The sequence below is a fragment of the Aeromonas sp. Y318-3 genome (assembly GCF_027706185.1).
Taxonomy (GTDB): Bacteria; Pseudomonadota; Gammaproteobacteria; order Enterobacterales; family Aeromonadaceae; genus Aeromonas; species Aeromonas veronii.
In genome coordinates this window covers 12,263-31,044 of sequence record NZ_JAPDCN010000011.1, presented here as the reverse complement: position 1 = coordinate 31,044, position 18,782 = coordinate 12,263, and the positions used below count along the sequence as shown (strand labels likewise).

The following is an 18,782-nucleotide window of genomic DNA, read 5'->3' as shown; positions in this document are numbered from 1 at the left end:
TGCAGGTAGCCACCGATGCGACTCTTTATCGCCGAGAAGCCCACGCTGGGCCGCGCCATTGCCGATGCCCTGCCCAAGCCCCATAAGAAGGGCGACGGTTTTATCGAAACAGCCCAGGGGGATGTGGTCACCTGGTGCATCGGCCATCTGCTGGAGCAGGCCGAGCCCGATGCCTATGACGCCGCCTTCAAGCAGTGGCGGATGGAGCATCTCCCCATCATCCCCGCCCAGTGGCAGCTGGTGGCCAAGCCCAAGACCAAAACCCAGCTCACCGTCATCAAGCGGCTGATCAAGCAGGCCGACTGCGTGGTCAACGCCGGTGACCCGGATCGGGAAGGGCAGTTGCTGGTGGATGAGGTGATCGACTTTCTCGGCTACCCGAAAACCAAGCCGGTGCAGCGCTGCCTCATCAGCGATCTCAACCCGCCTGCGGTGCGCCGCGCTCTCGAGAAGCTGAGGGACAACAAGGAATTCGTACCGCTGGCGGTCTCGGCGCTGGCCCGCAGTCGGGCCGACTGGCTCTATGGCATCAACATGACCCGCGCCTACACCCTGCTCGGGCGTAAGGCGGGTTGCAGCGAGCTGCTCTCGGTCGGTCGGGTGCAGACCCCGCTGCTGGGGCTGGTTGTGCGGCGGGATCTCGAGATCGAGGCCTTCGTGCCTAAACCCTTCTACGAGGTGCTGGCCCATCTGCTGACCGATAGCAACGAGCGCTTCACCGCCAAGTGGCTGCCATCGGAAGCCTGCCTGCCGTGGCAGGATGAGGAGGGGCGGGTGCTCAATCGGGCGCTGGCCGACAAGGTGGTGAGCCGGATCAACGGCCAGCCCGCTCAGGTCGAATCGGTGGAGGAGCAGGCCCGCAAGCAGGCGGCGCCGCTGCCCTACAACCTCTCCAGCCTGCAGATCGATGCCGCCAAACGCTTCGGCATGGATGCCAAGCGAGTGCTCGACATCTGCCAAAGCCTCTACGAGCGTCACAAGCTCATCACCTATCCGCGCTCCGACAGCCGCTATCTGCCGACCGACCACTTCAAGCGGGCCGAGCAGGTGCGCGGCGCCATCGCCGCCACAGCGCCTGCACTGGTCAAGGCGGTGAGCGCGGCTGATGGCAAGATCCGCAGCAAGGCGTGGAACGACAGCAAGGTGGATGCCCACCACGCCATCATCCCCACCGAGAAGCAGGGCAACCCCGCCACGCTGGGGGCCGACGAGGCGAAGCTCTATGGCCTGATTGCCCGCCAGTATCTGCTGCAGTTCTATCCCCCGTTCGAATACAACGACAGCAAGGTGCTGCTGCGCATCGCCGGTGGTCTGTTTCAGGCCAAGGCGCGGCGCATTCTCAAAGCGGGCTGGAAGGCGCTGCTCGGGGTGGAGGAGGATGACGACGAAGAGAAGGCGGGCACGCTACCCGCGCTGAAGGAGGGCGAACAACTGTTCTGCGAGCGGGGCGAACTGCAGGAGAAGATGACCCAGCCGCCCAAGTCGTTCACCGATGCCACCCTGCTGGCGGCCATGACCGGCATCGCCCGCTATCTGCAGGATCCCGAGATCCGCAAGACCCTGCGCGACACCGATGGCCTCGGCACCGAAGCGACCCGGGCCGGTATCATCGACCTGTTGTTCAAGCGTCGCTTTCTGGTGCGTCAGGGCAAGAGCATCAAGGCGACCCCGACCGGACGGGCGCTGGTTCAGGCGTTGCCAGCCACCGCTACCACGCCGGATATGACGGCGCTGTGGGAGCAGAGCCTCGCCCAGATCGCCGAGCGCCACGGCAGCTACCAGCAGTTTATGGGGCCGCTCACCGAGCAGCTCAACGGTCTGATTGAAGGGGCGCGACAGGATTCCGGCGCCAGCTTCAGCGCCCTGCCCAAGGAGGCGCCGGGTGCCGGCAAGCGGCGTTTTACCAGGCGCAAGAGTCCGGCGGCCAGCACGACTGGCGGGCCCCGACCGCGCAAGACGGCCAGCAAGCGCCAGACCAGGGCGGCATAACGAAAAAAGGCGCCCATCCCGGGCGCCAAAGGCATTGTTGTCAGGCTGCCTGAGTGGACAAGCTGGCACGGATCCTGTGCTGGTAGTGCAGAACCACACCGAGAAACACCAGATCCTTGAACAGGAAGAACTCGGTGACTGGCACGCCATCAACCACTTTCCAGACACCTGTCAGAGTCAGCAGGAAGCTCAGCGTCGCCAGGAAGGTGACGATAGCCCCCATGCTGCACCAGTAACCGATGCGAGGTTGCCACAGACCCACGACCAGTCCGATGGCGATCACTATCTCGACCACCCCGATCAGGTTCGATACGCTCTGTTCCGACAGGGGGCCATAGAGCCAGCTCATCAAGGGGTGGCTGGCTACCAGTGGTTTGATGGCGGCTGCCTCGGTCGGGGTAAACTTGAAGACGCCGATCCAGAGCAGGGTCATTACCACGCCCGCCAGGGCGACCAGAAAGCCTTTGTCATGTTGTTGCATGGGGGGGCTCCTTGTTTAAGGGGTCAGAGTGACGGGCGGGAAGTCGATCTCGGTCGCTGCCAGGTGGTTGCCATAGTTGGTCAGGGTATTGACGACCACCTGGCCGAGCACCTCCAGCAGCAGCTCGTCATCTACGCCTGCGGCCCGGGCTCTAGCAAGCTGCTCGTCACTGATCACTCCGCGCTGACTGACCAGCGCCGTTGCCAGTTGCAGCAGGGCGTGATCAAGGGGAGCCGAGGCTTGGCCGAGCCGGGCAGCCCGGATCTCCTGGGCCGAGAATCCGGCCTTGCCCGCCAGTAGTGTGTGGGCAGACAAACAGTATTGGCAGGCGTTGGCTTGACCTATGGCCAGTGCCAGCAACTCCCGTTGTGGGGCAGTGAGACGCCCCTTGCCAAGCGCCTCGGCAAAGGCCAGGAAGCCATTGAGCAGGGCTGGCGAGTGGGCCAGGGTGGCGTAGAGGTTGGGCACCATACCCAGATTGCGTTGCAGGGTGGCCAGGGTCTGGGCGGCTGCGGGTTGCGGTTGGGATACGGGTTGGATACGGCTCATGATCTTCTCCTGTGGTAGTGAAGGTACGGGAGACAGTGTGCCGTCATTCGTGATACGTTTTATCACTCATCGTCTGCAAATAAATACTATTCGTCTCAAATATGGATCCGCTCTCTGCCCTGTTGGTTCATGCCTCCCCTGAAGCCAAGATCTTCTTCGCCGGCAACCTGTGCCAGAACTCCTCCAGTGATGATTATCCGAGTGGCGGACATCTTCATCTGCTGCGCAGTGGCGCCGTCATGTTGCGTGAAGAGGGGGGAGCAAGCTTGCTGCTCGAGGAGCCGACCCTGATCCTGTTCCCTCGGGGACGTCCTCACAAGCTTGAACCCAGAACGCTGGGGGGTTGTGATTTGGTGTGCGCCAATGTCGCATTCGGCAAGGGGGGCGCATCGCCGTTGCAACTGGCATTACCGGGCTCGCTGCTGCTGCCGCTAAGGGAGTTGCCTGCCCTGACGCCGGTGCTGAACCAGTTGTTTGACGAGGCGTTTCACCCCCGCTACGGGCAGGATCCGCTGATCTCCCGCTTGCTGGAGGTACTGTTGATCCTGCTGCTGCGTCATCTGGTCGAGCAAGGGGTGTGTCAGCAGGGGATGCTGGCAGGTATTTCCGATCCCCAGTTGGCCAAGGCGATCTCGGTGATGCATCAGCGTGAGGATGAACCCTGGACGGTGGCCACGCTGGCGCGGGAGGCCGGCATGTCGCGGGCCCGCTTTGCCGCGAGGTTTCAGGAGCGGGTCGGTCAAGCGCCGCTTGGTTATCTGACCCACTGGCGCATGGCGCGCGCCTGCCAGCAACTGCTGGTGGGGGAGCCTATGGCGCAGGTGGCGCTGGGGGCGGGGTATAGCAGCAGTGTTGCCTTTGGTCGGGCATTCGAGCGGGAGCTGGGGATGAGCCCGGGGCGCTGGCTCAAGGCGCAGCAACAAGCTGAATAAAAAACGGGGCAGCCAGTGGCTGCCCCGTTTTCATAACCGGTCAGCCGGTATAGACGTTCTCTTCCGGATAACGGATGCGGGTCTCGACCGGGCGGGCCAGCATAAAGGCCAGGGTCAGCGGGCCGAGACGGCCGCAGATCATCACCAGCACCAGGATCAGCTTGCCCGGCTCGCTCAGGGAGGCGGTGATGCCGGTGGAGAGGCCGACGGTGGCAAACGCCGAGATGGTCTCGAACATGATTTTGTCGAACGGCAGATCCTCGGTCACCATCAGCAGGAACATCGCCAGCATCAGCACCATGGTGCTGACGATGATGATGGCCAGGGAGCGGGTCACGATCTGGGGCGACAGGGTGCGACCAAAAGCGGTGACATGGGGTCGTTTGGTCAGAAACGCCTTGGTCGCCAGTAGCACCACGGCGAAGGTGGTGACTTTGATACCACCACCGGTGGAGGTGGCACCGGCACCGATAAACATCAGCATCATCAGGAACAGCAGCGCCGCCGGGGTCATCAGCCCGATATCTATGGTATTGAAACCGGCGGTACGGGCGCTGGCAGACTGGAAGAAGGCAGCCAGCAGCTGGCCACCGATACCGGCCTTGCCGAGGGTGCCCGGGTTGTTGTGTTCCAGCAGCCAGAACATAAAGGTACCGGCCAGCAGCAGCGCCGGGGTCATCAGCAACATCAGCTTGCTGTGCAGCTTCAGCTTGCGCCAGCGGCGGTTGCGCACCAGATCGACGATGACGGTAAAGCCGATCCCCCCCAGGATCAGCAGACCGGCGATGGTCAGGCTGATGATGGGGTCGTCCCTATAGTCGATGAGGTTGTTGGCAAAGAGCGAAAACCCGGCGTTGTTGAAGGCTGATACCGCGTGGAAGAAGCTGACATAGAGGCCGTGCACCCACCCCATCTCGGGCACCCAGCGGATCGCCATGATGCCGGTACCGATCAGTTGGGCGATAAAGGCGAACAGCACGATCCGTTTGACCAGCTGGATGATGTTGACCGAGCCCTCCTGTCCCAGCGCCTCCTTGGCCAGCACCTGTTGGCGCAGACCGACCCGCTTGCTGAAGATGGCGATCAGCAGCAGGGTCATGGTCATCTGGCCCAGACCGCCGATCTCCATCAGCATCAGCAGGAAAATCTGCCCCTGCAGGGTGAAGGCGGTGCCGGTATCCACCACGCCAAGACCTGTCACGCTGATGGCCGAGGTAGCGGTAAACAGGGCGTTGACGAAGGTGACCTCGCCATTGTGGCTGGAGGGTTGCACCAGAAAGATGGTGCCAATCAGCAGAATGATCAGAAAGCTGCCGAGGATCAGCCGGGCTTCGCTCCAGCGAGAGTCCTGCTCCCGATGGAGGGCGAAGGCGTAGCTGCTGCGCCAGTTGATCATAGGGTTTCGAGCCAGTGGTCGATGGCGTGCTTGTTGCCCGCCAGGATCAGGATGTCGCCCAGTTGCAGCTCCATCTTGCCGGTCAGCACGTTGTGCAGCACATCACCACGCTTGATGGCGAGCAGCTGGAAATCGCTCTGTTGCAGCAGATGGAAGTCGCCCAGTTCCCGGCCGTTCTGTTGCAGGCCAATCACGAACTCGGTCAGCACCATGTCGTGGCCCAGCTCCAGATAGTCGAACAGCCGGTTGTCCAGCATGCTCTGGGCGACCCGGCGGCCCATGTCCCACTCCGGGTTGATCACCTTGTCGGCGCCCACTTTCTGCAGGATCTTGGCGTGGAACTTGTCGCGCGCCTTGACCCACACCTTCTTCACGCCCGCCTCTTTCAAGACGAGGGTGGTGAGGATGCTGGTCTCCAGGTTGTCACCGATGGCAACGAAGACGATATCGAAATTGGCCAGTCCCAGCTCGGCCACGGTGGCCTCATCGGTGGCATCCGCCACGATAACGTGATTGCAGAGGGCGGCGATTTGCCGGGTCTTGCTCTCGTCGATATCGATGGCCAGTACTTCGGCATCTTGCCGTTGCAGCTCTTCGCACAGCGCGCTGCCAAACAGGCCCAGGCCGATGACGGCAAACTGGTTGTTCATGAGTTATTCCTCAGCAGTTGAAGTCGCCTACTCTAAACCACTGCTATTCCCCCGAAAAGGGCTCGGGTTTTTCGTCATGGGGTAACTTGAGGTAGACTGCGCCCTTGCACCAAGCCGGGATAGACCGATGAAACTGAATGCCAACGCCTCCTTGTTGAAGCTCAACACCCTTGCCCTCGATGCGTATTGCCTCTGGCTGGCCGAGGTGGAGCAGGTTGCCGATCTGGCGACCCTGCGTGCCGATCCGCAGTTCAACCAGCTGCCGCGCCTCAATCTGGGCGGCGGCAGCAACATGCTCTTCACCACCGATTTTCTCGGTCTGGTGGTGCTCAACCGGCTCAAGGGGATTACCGCTGAAGATGGTGGCGATCACTGGTTGCTCCATGTGGCGGCCGGTGAAGATTGGCATCAGCTGGTGCGTCATACCTTGCAACAGGGCTGGTTCGGGCTGGAGAATCTGGCGCTTATTCCCGGCACGGTCGGTGCCGCGCCGGTGCAGAACATCGGTGCCTATGGCGTTGAGCTGGCCGACTTCTGTTCCTATGTCGAGGCGTTCAACTGGCAGAGTGGCGAGATTGAACGGATCGCGGCGGCAGAGTGCCGCTTCGGTTATCGCGACAGCATCTTCAAACACGAGTATCAGGATTCCCACCTGATCACTGCCGTCGGGCTCAAACTGCCCAAGGCGTGGCAACCGGTGCTGGGCTATGGCCCACTGGCCGCGCTCGGTGATGAGCCTTCGGCGCAGACCATCTTCGATACCGTTTGTGCCACCCGCATGGCCAAGCTGCCGGATCCTGCGGTGCTCGGCAATGCGGGCAGCTTCTTCAAGAATCCGGTGGTGCCTGCCGCGCTGGCGGAGTCGCTCAAGGCGCGCTACCCGCAGATGCCCTGCTATCCGGCCGGAGAAGGGCAGGCCAAGCTGGCGGCGGGCTGGCTTATCGATCAGTGCGGGCTGAAAGGTTTCGCCATTGGCCGCGCCGCAGTTCATCAGGAGCAGGCGCTGGTGCTGGTCAATCTGGGGGGCGCCAGTGCCATGGAGCTGATCGCGCTGGCGGCTCATGTCCGCGATAGCGTGGAGCAGACGTTTGGCGTGGTGCTGGAGCACGAGGTGCGCTTTATGGGTGCGCACGGTGAAACCTGGCTCGACGAGGTGCTCTCATGACGTTGACTCCCATCAGACAGACCCTGATCACCCTGCTTAGCGACGGCCAGTTTCACTCCGGCGAACAGCTGGGCGAGCAGCTCGGCATCAGCCGGGCGGCGGTGAGCAAACACATGGCGGCGCTCAAGGAGCTGGGGCTGGATCTCTTTAGCCTGACCGGCAAGGGCTACCGGTTGGCGGTGCCGATGGCGCTCTATGATCAGGCTACCTTGCAGGTACTGGCCCCGATGGCGCCGGTGCACTGTTTTCCGGTCATTGGCTCGACCAACCAACACCTGCTGGATCGGGTCAATGAGCTGCGCTCTGGCGAGAGCTGTCTGGCCGAGTGTCAGACCGCCGGGCGCGGTCGTCGTGGCAAACCCTGGATTTCGCCGTTTGGTTGCCAGCTGATCCTCAGCATGTACTGGCGACTCGAACAAGGCATGGCGGCGGCCATGGGGCTGAGTCTGGCGGTCGGCGTGGCAGTGGTTGAAGCGCTGGAGAGCCTTGGTTATCAAGGTGTTGAGCTCAAGTGGCCGAACGACCTCTACTATCAGGGCCGCAAGCTGGCGGGAATACTGGTGGAGATGAGTGGCAGTGCCGGTGCCAGCTGTCATCTGGTGATCGGTATCGGCCTCAATCTGGCGATGCCTGCCCGCGAAGGGGAGAAGATCGATCAGGCTTGGGCCGAGCTGCGCCACATAAATCCGGAACTGGTGGATCGCAATCAGCTGGCAGCCCGGATGATCGTCCATCTGCAGCGGGCGCTGCACACCTTTGAGCAACAGGGGTTGGCAAGCTTTGTCGATGAGTGGAACCGGCTCGATCACTTTGCCGGTCGCCCGGTGCGCCTGCTGATGGGGGATCAGGAGATCCGCGGCATCGCCCGTGGTATCGACGATCGCGGCGCCCTGCGACTGGAGACAGGCGAAGGGATCAAATTCTATCTGGGGGGCGAGCTCTCCCTGCGCCGGGGCGACTGAGGGTCAGCAAGGCCGCTCATGATGCCAAATAGAAGAGGGGGCCTGCGGGCCCCCTCTTCGTTATCCGGCAACTGCAGTCATCATTTGCGCAGTTTGATCTGCTCGATGGCGTGCTCATGGCCCTTGGTCATGATCAGGTTGGCTCGCTCACGCGTTGGCAGGATATTTTCTTGCAAATTCAGATAGTTGATATCTTGCCAGATGTTGCTCGCGATCTGGGTCGCCTCACTCTCCGCCAGCTTGGCGTAGTTATGGAAGTAGGAGTCGGGATCCGAGAAGGCGCCGCTGCGGAATTTCAGGAAGCGTTCGATATACCAGGTACGCAGCAGTTCGGCATCGGCATCCACATAGATGGAGAAGTCGACAAAGTCTGACACGAAGACCCGATGGGGCTCCTGAGGGTAGTCCATGCCGCTTTGCAGCACATTGAGCCCTTCCAGGATCAGGATGTCCGGCTGCTCCACCACCTTTTTCTCATCGGGAATGATGTCGTAGATAAGGTGGGAGTAAACCGGCGCTTCGACCTTCTCGTGACCGGCGCGGATATTGGCGACAAATTCCACCAGATGGCGGATATCGTAGGATTCCGGGAACCCCTTGCGACGCATCAGGCCGCGCTCTTCCAGTACCTTGTTGGGATAGAGGAAGCCGTCGGTGGTGACCAGCTCCACCCGCGGGTGTTCCGGCCAGCGCTCCAGCAGGGCCTGCAGAATACGGGCCGTGGTACTTTTGCCCCCCGCCACGCTGCCGGCAATGCTGATGATATAGGTGCCCTTGCCGCGGGACTGGCCGAGGAACTGCTCCAGCACCCGGCTGCGACGCTGTTTGGCTTTGACATAGAGATTGAGCAGGCGGGAGAGAGGCAGATATATCTCTTCCACTTCCCGCAATGACACCTTCTCGTTGATCCCGCGCAGGGTCTGCAGATCGTGTTCGGTCAGGGTCAGGGGGACCGAATCGCGCAATAACGCCCATTGTTCGCGGGTGAATTGCAGATAGGGGTTATGCTCTGTCGTCATGGTGTCATCACTGTTTCTTGGGCACGGCGACCATACACCAAGGGTGGGGGAGCGACAAGGGACGCAGCAGGATTGGCTTGTTTGCCCCCGCTTTTTTGCAAACTTCCCAGCAATAAAGCATATTTTGCCGGGTTCAATGGTTGCATCCCCCAAAACCTTACAATAAAATGCGCGACGCTTGACTGTCTGTCGTCTATTTGCCGTGCAAAAGCGATAAACACAACGGGTGCAAGCAGAATTACCGTTGTGACAATCTGGCGTCTGGAGGGGTTCCCGAGCGGCCAAAGGGATCAGACTGTAAATCTGACGGCTCTGCCTTCGAAGGTTCGAATCCTTCTCCCTCCACCATATTTCTCTGCGGTTTGAGTTCTTTGGGTTAGAGAAATGCGGGCATCGTATAATGGCTATTACCTCAGCCTTCCAAGCTGATGATGCGGGTTCGATTCCCGCTGCCCGCTCCAAGATGCTGATATGGCTCAGGCGTTAGCAGAGCCGCACCCTAGGGTGAGTTCGGCAAGCGAACCAGCCATCAGTACCTCTCTCTTTCCCACCAGATTCAAATCCATCATATAAACTGTTCTGTGGTTAGCTTGCCACCGCGTACTCAGCGTTAGTTTAGAGGGACGATCATGTCTAAAGAAAAATTTGAGCGTAATAAACCGCACGTTAACGTGGGTACCATCGGCCACGTTGACCACGGTAAAACCACCCTGACTGCAGCTATCACCAACGTGCTGGCCAAGCACTTCGGTGGTAAAGCTTTCGCCTTCGACCAGATCGACAAGGCACCGGAAGAGCGTGAGCGTGGTATCACCATCAATACCTCCCACGTAGAATACGACACCGCTACCCGTCACTACGCCCACGTAGATTGCCCGGGTCACGCCGACTACGTTAAAAACATGATCACCGGTGCTGCCCAGATGGACGGCGCGATCCTGGTAGTAGCAGCGACTGACGGCCCGATGCCGCAGACTCGTGAGCACATCCTGCTGGGTCGTCAGGTAGGCGTTCCGTACATCATCGTGTTCATGAACAAGTGTGACATGGTTGATGACGAAGAGCTGCTGGAACTGGTCGAGATGGAAGTTCGTGAACTGCTGTCCGAGTACGACTTCCCGGGTGATGACCTGCCGGTAGTTCGTGGTTCTGCACTGAAAGCGCTGGAAGGCGAAGCTCAGTGGGAAGAGAAGATCCTGGAACTGGCTGGCCACCTGGACAGCTACATTCCGGAGCCGGAGCGTGCGATTGACCAGCCGTTCCTGATGCCGATCGAAGACGTATTCTCTATCGCTGGCCGTGGTACTGTAGTTACCGGTCGTGTAGAGCGCGGTATCGTTAAAGTAGGTGAGACCGTAGAAATCGTTGGTATCAAAGATACCGTTTCTACCACCTGTACTGGTGTTGAAATGTTCCGCAAGCTGCTGGACGAAGGTCGTGCAGGCGAGAACATCGGCGCCCTGCTGCGTGGCGTGAAGCGTGAAGAAGTTGAGCGTGGTCAGGTACTGGCCAAGCCGGGCACCATCAAGCCGCACACCAAGTTTGAATCTGAAGTGTACGTGCTGTCCAAAGAAGAAGGTGGTCGTCATACCCCGTTCTTCAAAGGCTACCGTCCGCAGTTCTACTTCCGTACTACCGACGTGACCGGTACCATCGAACTGCCGGAAGGCGTAGAGATGGTAATGCCGGGCGACAACATCAAGATGGTTGTTACCCTGATTGCGCCGATCGCGATGGACGACGGCCTGCGTTTCGCTATCCGTGAAGGTGGCCGTACCGTAGGTGCTGGTGTTGTAGCTAAAGTTATCGCTTAATCTTTGGCTTACATAAATAAAGCAAAGCCCCTATAATAGGGGCTTTCTTGTGTAGGGGCGTAGTTCGAATTGGTAGAACAGCGGTCTCCAAAACCGATGGTTGCGGGTTCGAGTCCTGCCGCCCCTGCCATATACCTCGTCTCGTACGGGGCTTTTGTGTCTTTGGTTACGTCAGATACAGGTGGGTTGTATGAGTGTTAGTTCTGAGAGCCAGGGCGGAAGCAAGGATACCCTGCTTTGGGGCCTGGTTTTCATTATCCTGGCGGCCGCTGTAGTGGGTAATTACCTGCTCAACGATGTTGTCGCTGCCGTCCGCGCCCTGGGTGTGGTCGTTGTCATTGCTGCTGCTGGTGCAGTAGCCCTGCAAACCACCAAGGGAAAGGCAACACTGGCATTCGCCCGTGAGTCTCGCCTGGAAGTCCGCAAGGTCGTATGGCCGACCCGTCAGGAAGCCATTCAGACAACCCTGATTGTGCTGGCGGTGACCGCCGTGATGGGGCTGCTGCTGTTCGTTCTGGACGGTGCCTTGGTCTGGTTGGTCAACCTGATTACCGGTGTGTAAGGATAAGCCATGACTGAACAACGTGAACAACGTATGAGATGGTATGTCGTGCAGGCTTTTTCCGGCTATGAAGGCCGTGTAGCCAAGTCCCTGCGTGAACATATCAAGATGCATGGCATGGAAGACATGTTCGGTGAAGTACTGGTCCCGACCGAAGAAGTGGTCGAGATGCGTGCTGGCCAGAAGCGCAAGAGTGAGCGCAAGTTTTTCCCGGGTTATGTCCTGGTCCAGATGATCATGGATGAAACCACATGGCACTTGGTACGTAACGTACCGCGTGTAATGGGCTTCATCGGCGGTACTTCCGACCGTCCGGCACCGATCTCCGACAAAGAGGCCGATGCCATCCTGAACCGTCTGCAGGATGCCCACGACAAGCCGCGTCCGAAAACCCTGTTTGAACCGGGTGAAATGGTGCGAGTTGCCGATGGTCCGTTTGCCGACTTCAACGGTACCGTTGAAGAGGTAGATTATGAGAAGAGCCGCGTGAAGGTCTCTGTACTGATCTTCGGTCGTTCTACTCCTGTTGAACTGGATTTTGGTCAGGTCGAAAAAGGCTGATTGAATTCTGTACGTTTAACGGTTGTCAGGGGCAGCGAATATCTCTATAATTCGCTGCCCCTTTATTAGTTGGGGAGCCGTTTGCAGGAGCAAGTCTCCGAGGCGCTAGAACCCATTTTTGAGGTATTTTCCTAATGGCTAAGAAAGTCACAGCTTATATCAAGCTGCAGGTTGCTGCTGGTGCAGCCAACCCGTCTCCTCCCGTTGGTCCTGCACTGGGTCAACACGGTGTTAACATCATGGAATTCTGTAAGGCGTTCAACGCTCGTACAGAGAAGCTGGAAAAAGGTTCACCGACTCCGGTCGTGATCACCGTTTACAGCGACCGTTCCTTCACCTTCGAAACCAAGACTCCGCCTGCTTCCTTCCTGCTGAAGAAAGCTGCTGGCATCAAGTCTGGTTCTTCCAAGCCAAACAAAGACAAGGTTGGTAAGGTGACCGTTGCTCAGCTGCAAGAAATCGCCAAGACCAAAGAGCCGGATATGACTGGTGCCGATCTGGATGCAAAAGTACGTTGCATCGCAGGCTCCGCTCGTTCCATGGGTCTGGTAGTGGAGGATTAAGACAATGGCTAAACTTTCCAAGCGTATGCGCGTTATTCGCGAAAAAGTTGACGGTACCAAAGAGTACTCCATCAACGAAGCCATTGCCCTGCTGAAAGAACTGGCTACCGCCAAGTTCGTTGAAAGCGTTGACGTTGCTGTCAACCTGGGTATCGACGCTCGTAAATCTGACCAGAACGTACGTGGTGCTACTGTACTGCCGCACGGTACCGGTCGTGATGTACGCGTTGCCGTATTTACTCAAGGTGCAAACGCCGAAGCAGCTAAAGCTGCCGGTGCTGACCTGGTAGGTATGGATGACCTGGCCGATCTGGTTAAGAAAGGCGAGATGAACTTCGACGTAGTTATCGCATCCCCGGATGCCATGCGCGTTGTTGGTCAACTGGGTCAAATCCTGGGCCCGCGCGGCCTGATGCCGAACCCGAAAGTTGGTACTGTAACCCCGAACGTTGCCGAAGCTGTCAAGAACGCCAAGGCTGGTCAGGTTCGTTATCGTAACGACAAGAATGGTATCATCCATACCACTCTGGGTAAGGTTTCTTTCAACGAAGTTCAGCTGAAAGAAAACTTGGAAGCTCTGCTGGTTGCCCTGAAAAAAGGCAAGCCCTCTTCCGCCAAAGGTCAATTCATCAAGAAAGTCAGCATCTCCACCACCATGGGTGCCGGTGTTGCCGTAGACCAAGCTTCTCTGGAAGCTCAGGCCTAATTGATGGGTTTTACAAGGCGCAAAATTTAATCTATAATTTTGCGCCTTGATTGGTTGGGGGTTTCGACCTCCGTCCAAGACCGCAGGAGGCTAAAAAGCCTTAATGTTTCCTGCGTAGACGGTGCCGGAAACCCAGCGAGAAAGATTCTTTCTCTTCTGGAATCCTGCTACCGCATCGTTCCCCTCTGTTGTAAAGGTAGGGGGGATGTGTCAGTACTGGGTCAATAGACCCGGATTCAATCCAGGAGTTAAGCCAATGGCATTGGGACTCGAAGACAAAAAGGCAATTGTTGCTGAAGTCAACGAAGCTGCCAAAGGCGCTCTTTCTGCAGTTGTTGCCGATTCTCGCGGTGTAACTGTAGACAAGATGACCGTCCTGCGTAAAACCGCTCGTGAAGCCGGTGTGTACATGCGCGTTGTGCGTAACACCCTGCTGCGTCGCGCGGTAGAAGGTACCGAATACGAGTGCCTGAACGACGCATTTACCGGTCCTACCTTGATTGCTTTCTCTAACGAACACCCGGGCGCTGCTGCTCGTCTGTTCAAAGAGTTTGCCAAAGCGAACCAAAAGTTCGAAATCAAGGCTGGCGCTTTTAACGGTGAGTTTATCGCCGCAGCACAAATTGATCGTCTGGCCACGCTGCCGACTTACGAAGAAGCAATTGCGAAGTTGATGGCGACTATGAAAGAAGCCTCTGCTGGCAAGCTGGTTCGTACTATCGCTGCTGTTCGCGACCAGAAACAAGCTGCTGCTTGATTCTCGCCTATTTAGGCTGTTTGAGTTTATTCAACATCAGGAATTTTTGTCATGTCTATCACTAAAGACCAAATCATCGAAGCCGTTGCTTCCATGTCCGTAATGGAAGTTGTTGAGCTGATCGAAGCTATGGAAGAGAAGTTCGGTGTTTCTGCCGCTGCTGCCGTAATGGCTGGCCCGGCTGCTGCTGAAGCAGTAGAAGAGAAGACCGAGTTCGACGTAGTTCTGACTGCTGCTGGCGCCAACAAAGTTGCCGTTATCAAAGCCGTTCGTGGCGCTACCGGTCTGGGCCTGAAAGAAGCCAAAGATCTGGTAGAAGCTGCTCCGGCTAACCTGAAGGAAGGCGTGTCCAAGGACGAAGCTGAAGCTCTGAAGAAAGAGCTGGAAGCTGCCGGTGCTTCTGTTGAGATCAAATAATCTGCATTTATGTAGATTAGCCTGATAAAACAGGCTAGGGCTGGTGAATTTTTGTTCACCAGCCTTTTTGCGCTGTAGACTGAGAGCATTTCACACCGTTTACGACTCTCGGTGCACCAGCAATCCGGACTGTCTTCTTTCGTCCGGGCCAACACAAAACGGTGTTGAGACAGAGCTGTCCCGCGGGACAGAGTGGGTCACTTATCAGCGAGCTGAGGAACCCTATGGTTTACTCTTATACCGAAAAAAAACGCATTCGTAAGGACTTCGGTAAGCGAGACCAGGTACTGGACACGCCTTATCTGTTGTCCATTCAGCTGGACTCCTTCAAGCAGTTCATCGAGGCTGACCCGGAAGGTGAATATGGCCTAGAGGCCGCTTTCCGTAGCGTTTTCCCGATCACCAGTTACTCCGGTAGTGCTGAGCTTCAGTATGTCAGCTATCGCCTGGGTGAGCCGGTATTTGACGTAAAAGAATGCCAGATCCGTGGAGTGACCTACTCCGCGCCGCTGCGTGTCAAGCTTCGTATGGTTCTGTACGACCGTGAAGCAGCTGCCGGCACCGTCAAAGACATCAAGGAACAAGAAGTATACATGGGCGAAATTCCGCTCATGACCGAGAACGGCACCTTTGTTATCAATGGTACCGAGCGGGTTATCGTCTCCCAGCTGCACCGCAGCCCGGGCGTCTTCTTCGACCACGATAAAGGCAAAACTCATTCATCCGGTAAGGTACTGTATAACGCTCGCGTTATCCCCTACCGTGGCTCCTGGCTGGACTTCGAGTTTGATGCGAAAGACAACCTGTTTGTCCGTATCGACCGTCGTCGCAAACTGCCAGCATCCATTATTCTGCGCGCCCTGGACTTCACTTCCGAACAAATCCTGGCCACCTTCTTCGAGACCATCGGTTTTGAAGTAAAAGATGGCAAGTTGATGATGGATCTGGTGCCGGAGCGTCTGCGTGGTGAAACTGCGACCTTTGACATCGTGGCCAATGGCGCCGTGGTGGTTGAGACCGGTCGTCGTGTGACTGCGCGTCACATCCGTCAGTTGGAAAAAGACGCCGTTACCCAGATTGAGGTTCCGGTTGAGTATGTTGTTGGCAAAGTTGCTGCCAAGGACTACGCACATCCGCAAACTGGCGAGATGGTCGTGACCGCCAACCAGGCGCTGAGCCTGGAAGCGATCGCCAACCTGTCCCAAGCCGGCTTCAAGCATTTCGAGGTTCTGTTCACCAACGAACTGGATCACGGTGCTTACATGTCCGAGACCCTGCGTGTCGACTCCAGCTCCAACCGTTTGGAAGCGCTGGTCGAGATCTATCGCATGATGCGTCCGGGCGAGCCGCCTACTCGCGAAGCTGCAGAACAGCTGTTCGAAAACCTGTTCTTCTCCGCCGAGCGTTACGACCTGTCTACCGTAGGTCGGATGAAGTTCAACCGCCGTCTGGGTCGTGAAGACGAGACTGGCGCAGGTGTACTGACCAAAGACGACATCGTCGATGTGATGAAGCGCCTGATCGACATCCGTAACGGTAACGACGAAGTGGACGATATCGACCACTTGGGTAACCGTCGTATCCGTTCTGTCGGTGAAATGGCTGAAAACCAGTTCCGCGTCGGTCTGGTGCGTGTCGAGCGTGCGGTCAAGGAGCGTCTCTCCCTGGGCGACCTGGACACCCTGATGCCGCAGGATCTGATCAACGCCAAGCCGATCTCCGCCGCAGTCAAAGAGTTCTTTGGTTCCAGCCAGCTGTCCCAGTTTATGGACCAGAACAACCCGCTCTCCGAAGTGACCCACAAGCGTCGTATCTCCGCGCTGGGCCCGGGCGGTTTGACTCGTGAGCGTGCCGGCTTTGAAGTCCGAGACGTACACCCGACCCACTACGGTCGTCTGTGCCCTATCGAGACTCCTGAAGGTCCGAACATCGGTCTGATCAACTCTCTGTCCGTGTACTCTCGTACCAACGAGTACGGTTTCCTCGAGACCCCGTACCGTAAGGTCATTGACGGTGTGATCACCGACGAAGTGGACTACCTGTCTGCTATTGAAGAAGGCAAGTACGTGATCGCACAGGCTAACGCCGCGACCACCGAAGATGGCCGTCTGAAAGATGAATTGATCCCGTGCCGTCACAAAGGTGAATCCACCTTTATGAACGCCGACCAGATCCAGTATATGGACGTGAGCCCGCAGCAGATCGTATCTGTGGCAGCGGCTCTGATCCCGTTCCTGGAACACGATGACGCGAACCGCGCATTGATGGGTTCAAACATGCAACGTCAGGCTGTACCGACTCTGCGTGCTGACAAGCCGCTGGTAGGTACCGGTATGGAACGCGCTGTGGCCGTTGACTCCGGTGTAACCGTAGTAGCCAAGCGTGGCGGCGTAATCGACTATGTCGATGCCTCCCGTATCGTCCTGAAGGTCAATGAAGATGAGCTGATGCCAGGCGAAGCCGGTATCGACATCTACAACCTGACCAAATACACCCGTTCCAACCAGAACACCTGTATCAACCAGCGTCCTTGCGTGATGTTGGGTGAGCCGGTCATGGCTGGCGACGTACTTGCTGACGGCCCGTCCACCGATCTGGGTGAACTGGCACTGGGTCAGAACATGCGCGTCGCGTTCATGCCGTGGAACGGTTACAACTTCGAAGACTCGATCCTGGTGAACGAGCGTGTTGTTCAGGAAGATCGCCTGACCACCATCCATATCCAGGAACTGGCCTGTATCTCCCGTGACACCAAACTGGGTCCGGAAGAGATCACTGCTGACATCCCGAACGTGGGCGAAGCCGCTCTGTCCAAGCTGGACGAGTCCGGTATCGTCTACGTGGGTGCCGAAGTGAAGGGCGGCGACATTCTGGTCGGTAAGGTAACACCGAAAGGTGAAACCCAGCTGACGCCGGAAGAGAAGCTGCTGCGCGCCATCTTCGGTGAGAAGGCGTCCGACGTGAAGGACTCCTCCCTGCGTGTACCGAACGGTGTGTACGGTACCGTGGTTGACGTGCAAGTCTTTACCCGCGATGGCGTGGAAAAAGACAAGCGCGCCAAAGAAATCGAAGAGATGCAGCTGAAGGAAGCGAAGAAGGACTTGACCGAAGAGTTCAAGATCCTGGAAGACGGCATTTTCGGCCGCTCCCGCAACCTGCTGCTGGCCGCCGGTTACAGCGAAGATCGTCTGAACAAGCTCGATCGCTCCAAGTGGTTTGAACTGGCCATCGAAGACGAAGGCAAGCAGACCGAACTGGAACAGATCGCTGAACAGCACGTTGAGCTGAAAGCCGAGTTCGACAAGAAATTCGAGAACAAGCGTCGCAAGATTATCCAGGGTGATGATCTGGCACCGGGCGTACTGAAAATCGTCAAGGTTTATCTGGCAGTCAAGCGTCGCATCCAGCCGGGTGACAAGATGGCGGGCCGTCACGGTAACAAGGGTGTTATCTCCAAGATCTGTCCGGTCGAGGATATGCCTCATGACGAGTTCGGCCGTCCGGTCGACATCGTACTGAACCCGCTGGGCGTACCATCCCGTATGAACATCGGTCAGATCCTCGAAGTGCACCTGGGCCTTGCGGCCAAGGGTATCGGCGAGAAGATCGATCGCATGGTCAAAGAGCAGCGCGAGCTGCACGAGATGCGCAACTTCCTGCAACAGGTCTATGACCTGGGCGAGAAGGACACCCAGCAAGTGAACATCGCCGAACTGTCTGACGACGACGTACGTACCCTGGTGGGTAACCTGCGTAAGGGTCTGCCGGTTGCTACTCCAGTGTTTGATGGTGCCAAAGAGCGCGAAATCAAAGCCCTGCTGAAGCTGGCCGATCTGCCGGAATCCGGTCAGATTGATCTGTTCGATGGCCGTACCGGTAACCGCTTCGAGCGTAAAGTAACCGTTGGTTACATGTACATGCTGAAGCTGAACCACTTGGTCGACGACAAGATGCACGCGCGTTCTACCGGTTCTTACAGCCTGGTTACCCAGCAGCCGCTGGGTGGTAAGGCTCAGTTCGGTGGTCAGCGTTTCGGTGAGATGGAAGTGTGGGCCCTGGAGGCTTACGGTGCGGCATATACCCTGCAGGAAATGCTGACCGTCAAGTCTGACGATGTGAATGGCCGTACCAAGATGTATAAGAACATCGTGGATGGCGACCACCGTATGGAGCCGGGCATGCCCGAATCCTTCAACGTATTGCTGAAGGAAATCCGCTCTCTGGGTATCAACATCGAGCTGGACGAAGAGTAAGAGCTC

At 57.8% G+C, this 18,782-nt stretch carries 17 protein-coding genes and 3 tRNA genes; 15 read left to right on the top strand and 5 right to left on the bottom strand.

Features of this window, described 5'->3' with window-relative positions; all coding sequences use genetic code 11:
* Positions 1-15 precede the first annotated feature (15 nt).
* Positions 16-1,989 carry a DNA topoisomerase III gene (locus OKB77_RS15360; protein ID WP_265776104.1) on the top strand — a complete coding sequence of 658 codons (1,974 nt, stop codon included), beginning with the start codon at positions 16-18 and terminating at the stop codon, positions 1,987-1,989.
* Between the two features lie 40 nt (positions 1,990-2,029).
* On the opposite strand, the gene OKB77_RS15355 is transcribed toward OKB77_RS15360, so the two are convergent.
* A complete protein-coding gene (locus tag OKB77_RS15355; protein WP_139461831.1) occupies positions 2,030-2,470 on the bottom strand; it encodes a DUF417 family protein in 441 nt (146 codons plus the stop codon).
* 15 nt (positions 2,471-2,485) lie between these two features.
* Positions 2,486-3,019 carry a carboxymuconolactone decarboxylase family protein gene (locus tag OKB77_RS15350; protein WP_150390139.1) on the bottom strand — a complete coding sequence of 178 codons (534 nt, stop codon included), beginning with the start codon at positions 3,017-3,019 and terminating at the stop codon, positions 2,486-2,488.
* A gap of 101 nt (positions 3,020-3,120) precedes the next feature.
* Between OKB77_RS15350 and OKB77_RS15345 the strand changes: the two genes are divergently transcribed.
* Entirely contained in the window at positions 3,121-3,951 is an 831-nt protein-coding gene (locus tag OKB77_RS15345; protein WP_150390140.1) for an AraC family transcriptional regulator, read from the top strand.
* A 40-nt stretch (positions 3,952-3,991) separates the two neighbouring features.
* Here OKB77_RS15345 and OKB77_RS15340 read toward each other — a convergent pair whose 3' ends face one another.
* Together OKB77_RS15340 and OKB77_RS15335 are read right to left on the bottom strand one after the other, a co-directional pair.
* Positions 3,992-5,347: a TrkH family potassium uptake protein gene (locus tag OKB77_RS15340; protein WP_150390141.1), complete on the bottom strand. Its 1,356-nt coding sequence runs from the start codon at positions 5,345-5,347 to the stop codon at positions 3,992-3,994.
* The gene (locus tag OKB77_RS15335) at positions 5,344-5,997 is read right to left on the bottom strand and encodes a potassium channel family protein (protein ID WP_005339863.1); all 654 of its coding nucleotides are present in this window, start codon (positions 5,995-5,997) and stop codon (positions 5,344-5,346) included. The genes OKB77_RS15340 and OKB77_RS15335 overlap by 4 nt, the downstream gene beginning before the upstream one ends.
* A gap of 127 nt (positions 5,998-6,124) precedes the next feature.
* Between OKB77_RS15335 and murB the strand changes: the two genes are divergently transcribed.
* Both murB and birA read left to right on the top strand, forming a co-directional pair.
* On the top strand, positions 6,125-7,162 hold the full coding sequence (gene murB / locus OKB77_RS15330) for a UDP-N-acetylmuramate dehydrogenase (RefSeq protein WP_265776105.1): 1,038 nt from the start codon (positions 6,125-6,127) through the stop codon (positions 7,160-7,162).
* Complete coding sequence (gene birA, locus OKB77_RS15325) at positions 7,159-8,124, top strand: bifunctional biotin--[acetyl-CoA-carboxylase] ligase/biotin operon repressor BirA (RefSeq protein ID WP_069555544.1); 966 nt, start codon at positions 7,159-7,161, stop codon at positions 8,122-8,124. Before murB ends, birA begins: the two co-directional genes overlap by 4 nt.
* An 80-nt stretch (positions 8,125-8,204) precedes the next feature.
* Here the strand turns inward: birA and coaA are convergent, their stop codons facing one another.
* Positions 8,205-9,143: a type I pantothenate kinase gene (gene coaA / locus OKB77_RS15320; protein WP_005339877.1), complete on the bottom strand. Its 939-nt coding sequence runs from the start codon at positions 9,141-9,143 to the stop codon at positions 8,205-8,207.
* A 263-nt stretch (positions 9,144-9,406) separates the two neighbouring features.
* Between coaA and OKB77_RS15315 the strand changes: the two genes are divergently transcribed.
* The 11 genes from OKB77_RS15315 (at position 9,407) to rpoB (ending at position 18,776) form a co-directional block, all read left to right on the top strand.
* Positions 9,407-9,491: transfer RNA gene (locus OKB77_RS15315), tRNA-Tyr, on the top strand.
* A gap of 38 nt (positions 9,492-9,529) precedes the next feature.
* Positions 9,530-9,604 (top strand) — tRNA-Gly (locus OKB77_RS15310).
* Between the two features lie 168 nt (positions 9,605-9,772).
* Positions 9,773-10,957, top strand: a complete 1,185-nt coding sequence (tuf, locus tag OKB77_RS15305; RefSeq protein ID WP_005341825.1) for an elongation factor Tu — start codon at positions 9,773-9,775, stop codon at positions 10,955-10,957.
* A gap of 53 nt (positions 10,958-11,010) precedes the next feature.
* Positions 11,011-11,087 (top strand) — tRNA-Trp (locus tag OKB77_RS15300).
* Between the two features lie 60 nt (positions 11,088-11,147).
* Positions 11,148-11,519 (top strand): preprotein translocase subunit SecE, encoded by a 372-nt coding sequence (gene secE / locus OKB77_RS15295; protein WP_005306322.1) that lies wholly within the window; start codon positions 11,148-11,150, stop codon positions 11,517-11,519.
* Between the two features lie 9 nt (positions 11,520-11,528).
* On the top strand, positions 11,529-12,080 hold the full coding sequence (gene nusG / locus OKB77_RS15290; RefSeq protein ID WP_005306318.1) for a transcription termination/antitermination protein NusG: 552 nt from the start codon (positions 11,529-11,531) through the stop codon (positions 12,078-12,080).
* A gap of 134 nt (positions 12,081-12,214) precedes the next feature.
* Entirely contained in the window at positions 12,215-12,643 is a 429-nt protein-coding gene (rplK, locus tag OKB77_RS15285) for a 50S ribosomal protein L11 (protein ID WP_005339887.1), read from the top strand.
* A gap of 4 nt (positions 12,644-12,647) precedes the next feature.
* The gene (gene rplA / locus OKB77_RS15280) at positions 12,648-13,349 is read left to right on the top strand and encodes a 50S ribosomal protein L1 (protein ID WP_005339888.1); all 702 of its coding nucleotides are present in this window, start codon (positions 12,648-12,650) and stop codon (positions 13,347-13,349) included.
* A 256-nt stretch (positions 13,350-13,605) separates the two neighbouring features.
* A complete protein-coding gene (rplJ, locus tag OKB77_RS15275; protein WP_005339895.1) occupies positions 13,606-14,106 on the top strand; it encodes a 50S ribosomal protein L10 in 501 nt (166 codons plus the stop codon).
* 51 nt (positions 14,107-14,157) lie between these two features.
* Positions 14,158-14,523 (top strand): 50S ribosomal protein L7/L12, encoded by a 366-nt coding sequence (rplL, locus tag OKB77_RS15270; RefSeq protein ID WP_005306304.1) that lies wholly within the window; start codon positions 14,158-14,160, stop codon positions 14,521-14,523.
* A gap of 224 nt (positions 14,524-14,747) precedes the next feature.
* Positions 14,748-18,776 carry a DNA-directed RNA polymerase subunit beta gene (rpoB, locus tag OKB77_RS15265; protein WP_005339897.1) on the top strand — a complete coding sequence of 1,343 codons (4,029 nt, stop codon included), beginning with the start codon at positions 14,748-14,750 and terminating at the stop codon, positions 18,774-18,776.
* Positions 18,777-18,782 lie beyond the last annotated feature (6 nt).

Bases quoted from the DNA above. Each gene is read 5' to 3' on its own strand.
- OKB77_RS15355 (WP_139461831.1), bottom strand. From the start codon at position 2,470: ATGCAACAACATGACAAAGGCTTTCTGGTCGCCCTGGCGGGCGTGGTA.
- OKB77_RS15360 (WP_265776104.1), top strand. From the start codon at position 16: ATGCGACTCTTTATCGCCGAGAAGCCCACGCTGGGCCGCGCCATTGCC.
- OKB77_RS15340 (WP_150390141.1), bottom strand. From the start codon at position 5,347: ATGATCAACTGGCGCAGCAGCTACGCCTTCGCCCTCCATCGGGAGCAG.
- OKB77_RS15350 (WP_150390139.1), bottom strand. From the start codon at position 3,019: ATGAGCCGTATCCAACCCGTATCCCAACCGCAACCCGCAGCCGCCCAG.
- tuf (WP_005341825.1), top strand. From the start codon at position 9,773: ATGTCTAAAGAAAAATTTGAGCGTAATAAACCGCACGTTAACGTGGGT.
- rplL (WP_005306304.1), top strand. From the start codon at position 14,158: ATGTCTATCACTAAAGACCAAATCATCGAAGCCGTTGCTTCCATGTCC.
- murB (WP_265776105.1), top strand. From the start codon at position 6,125: ATGAAACTGAATGCCAACGCCTCCTTGTTGAAGCTCAACACCCTTGCC.
- birA (WP_069555544.1), top strand. From the start codon at position 7,159: ATGACGTTGACTCCCATCAGACAGACCCTGATCACCCTGCTTAGCGAC.
- OKB77_RS15335 (WP_005339863.1), bottom strand. From the start codon at position 5,997: ATGAACAACCAGTTTGCCGTCATCGGCCTGGGCCTGTTTGGCAGCGCG.
- nusG (WP_005306318.1), top strand. From the start codon at position 11,529: ATGACTGAACAACGTGAACAACGTATGAGATGGTATGTCGTGCAGGCT.
- rplK (WP_005339887.1), top strand. From the start codon at position 12,215: ATGGCTAAGAAAGTCACAGCTTATATCAAGCTGCAGGTTGCTGCTGGT.
- rplA (WP_005339888.1), top strand. From the start codon at position 12,648: ATGGCTAAACTTTCCAAGCGTATGCGCGTTATTCGCGAAAAAGTTGAC.
- secE (WP_005306322.1), top strand. From the start codon at position 11,148: ATGAGTGTTAGTTCTGAGAGCCAGGGCGGAAGCAAGGATACCCTGCTT.
- rplJ (WP_005339895.1), top strand. From the start codon at position 13,606: ATGGCATTGGGACTCGAAGACAAAAAGGCAATTGTTGCTGAAGTCAAC.
- rpoB (WP_005339897.1), top strand. From the start codon at position 14,748: ATGGTTTACTCTTATACCGAAAAAAAACGCATTCGTAAGGACTTCGGT.
- coaA (WP_005339877.1), bottom strand. From the start codon at position 9,143: ATGACGACAGAGCATAACCCCTATCTGCAATTCACCCGCGAACAATGG.
- OKB77_RS15345 (WP_150390140.1), top strand. From the start codon at position 3,121: ATGGATCCGCTCTCTGCCCTGTTGGTTCATGCCTCCCCTGAAGCCAAG.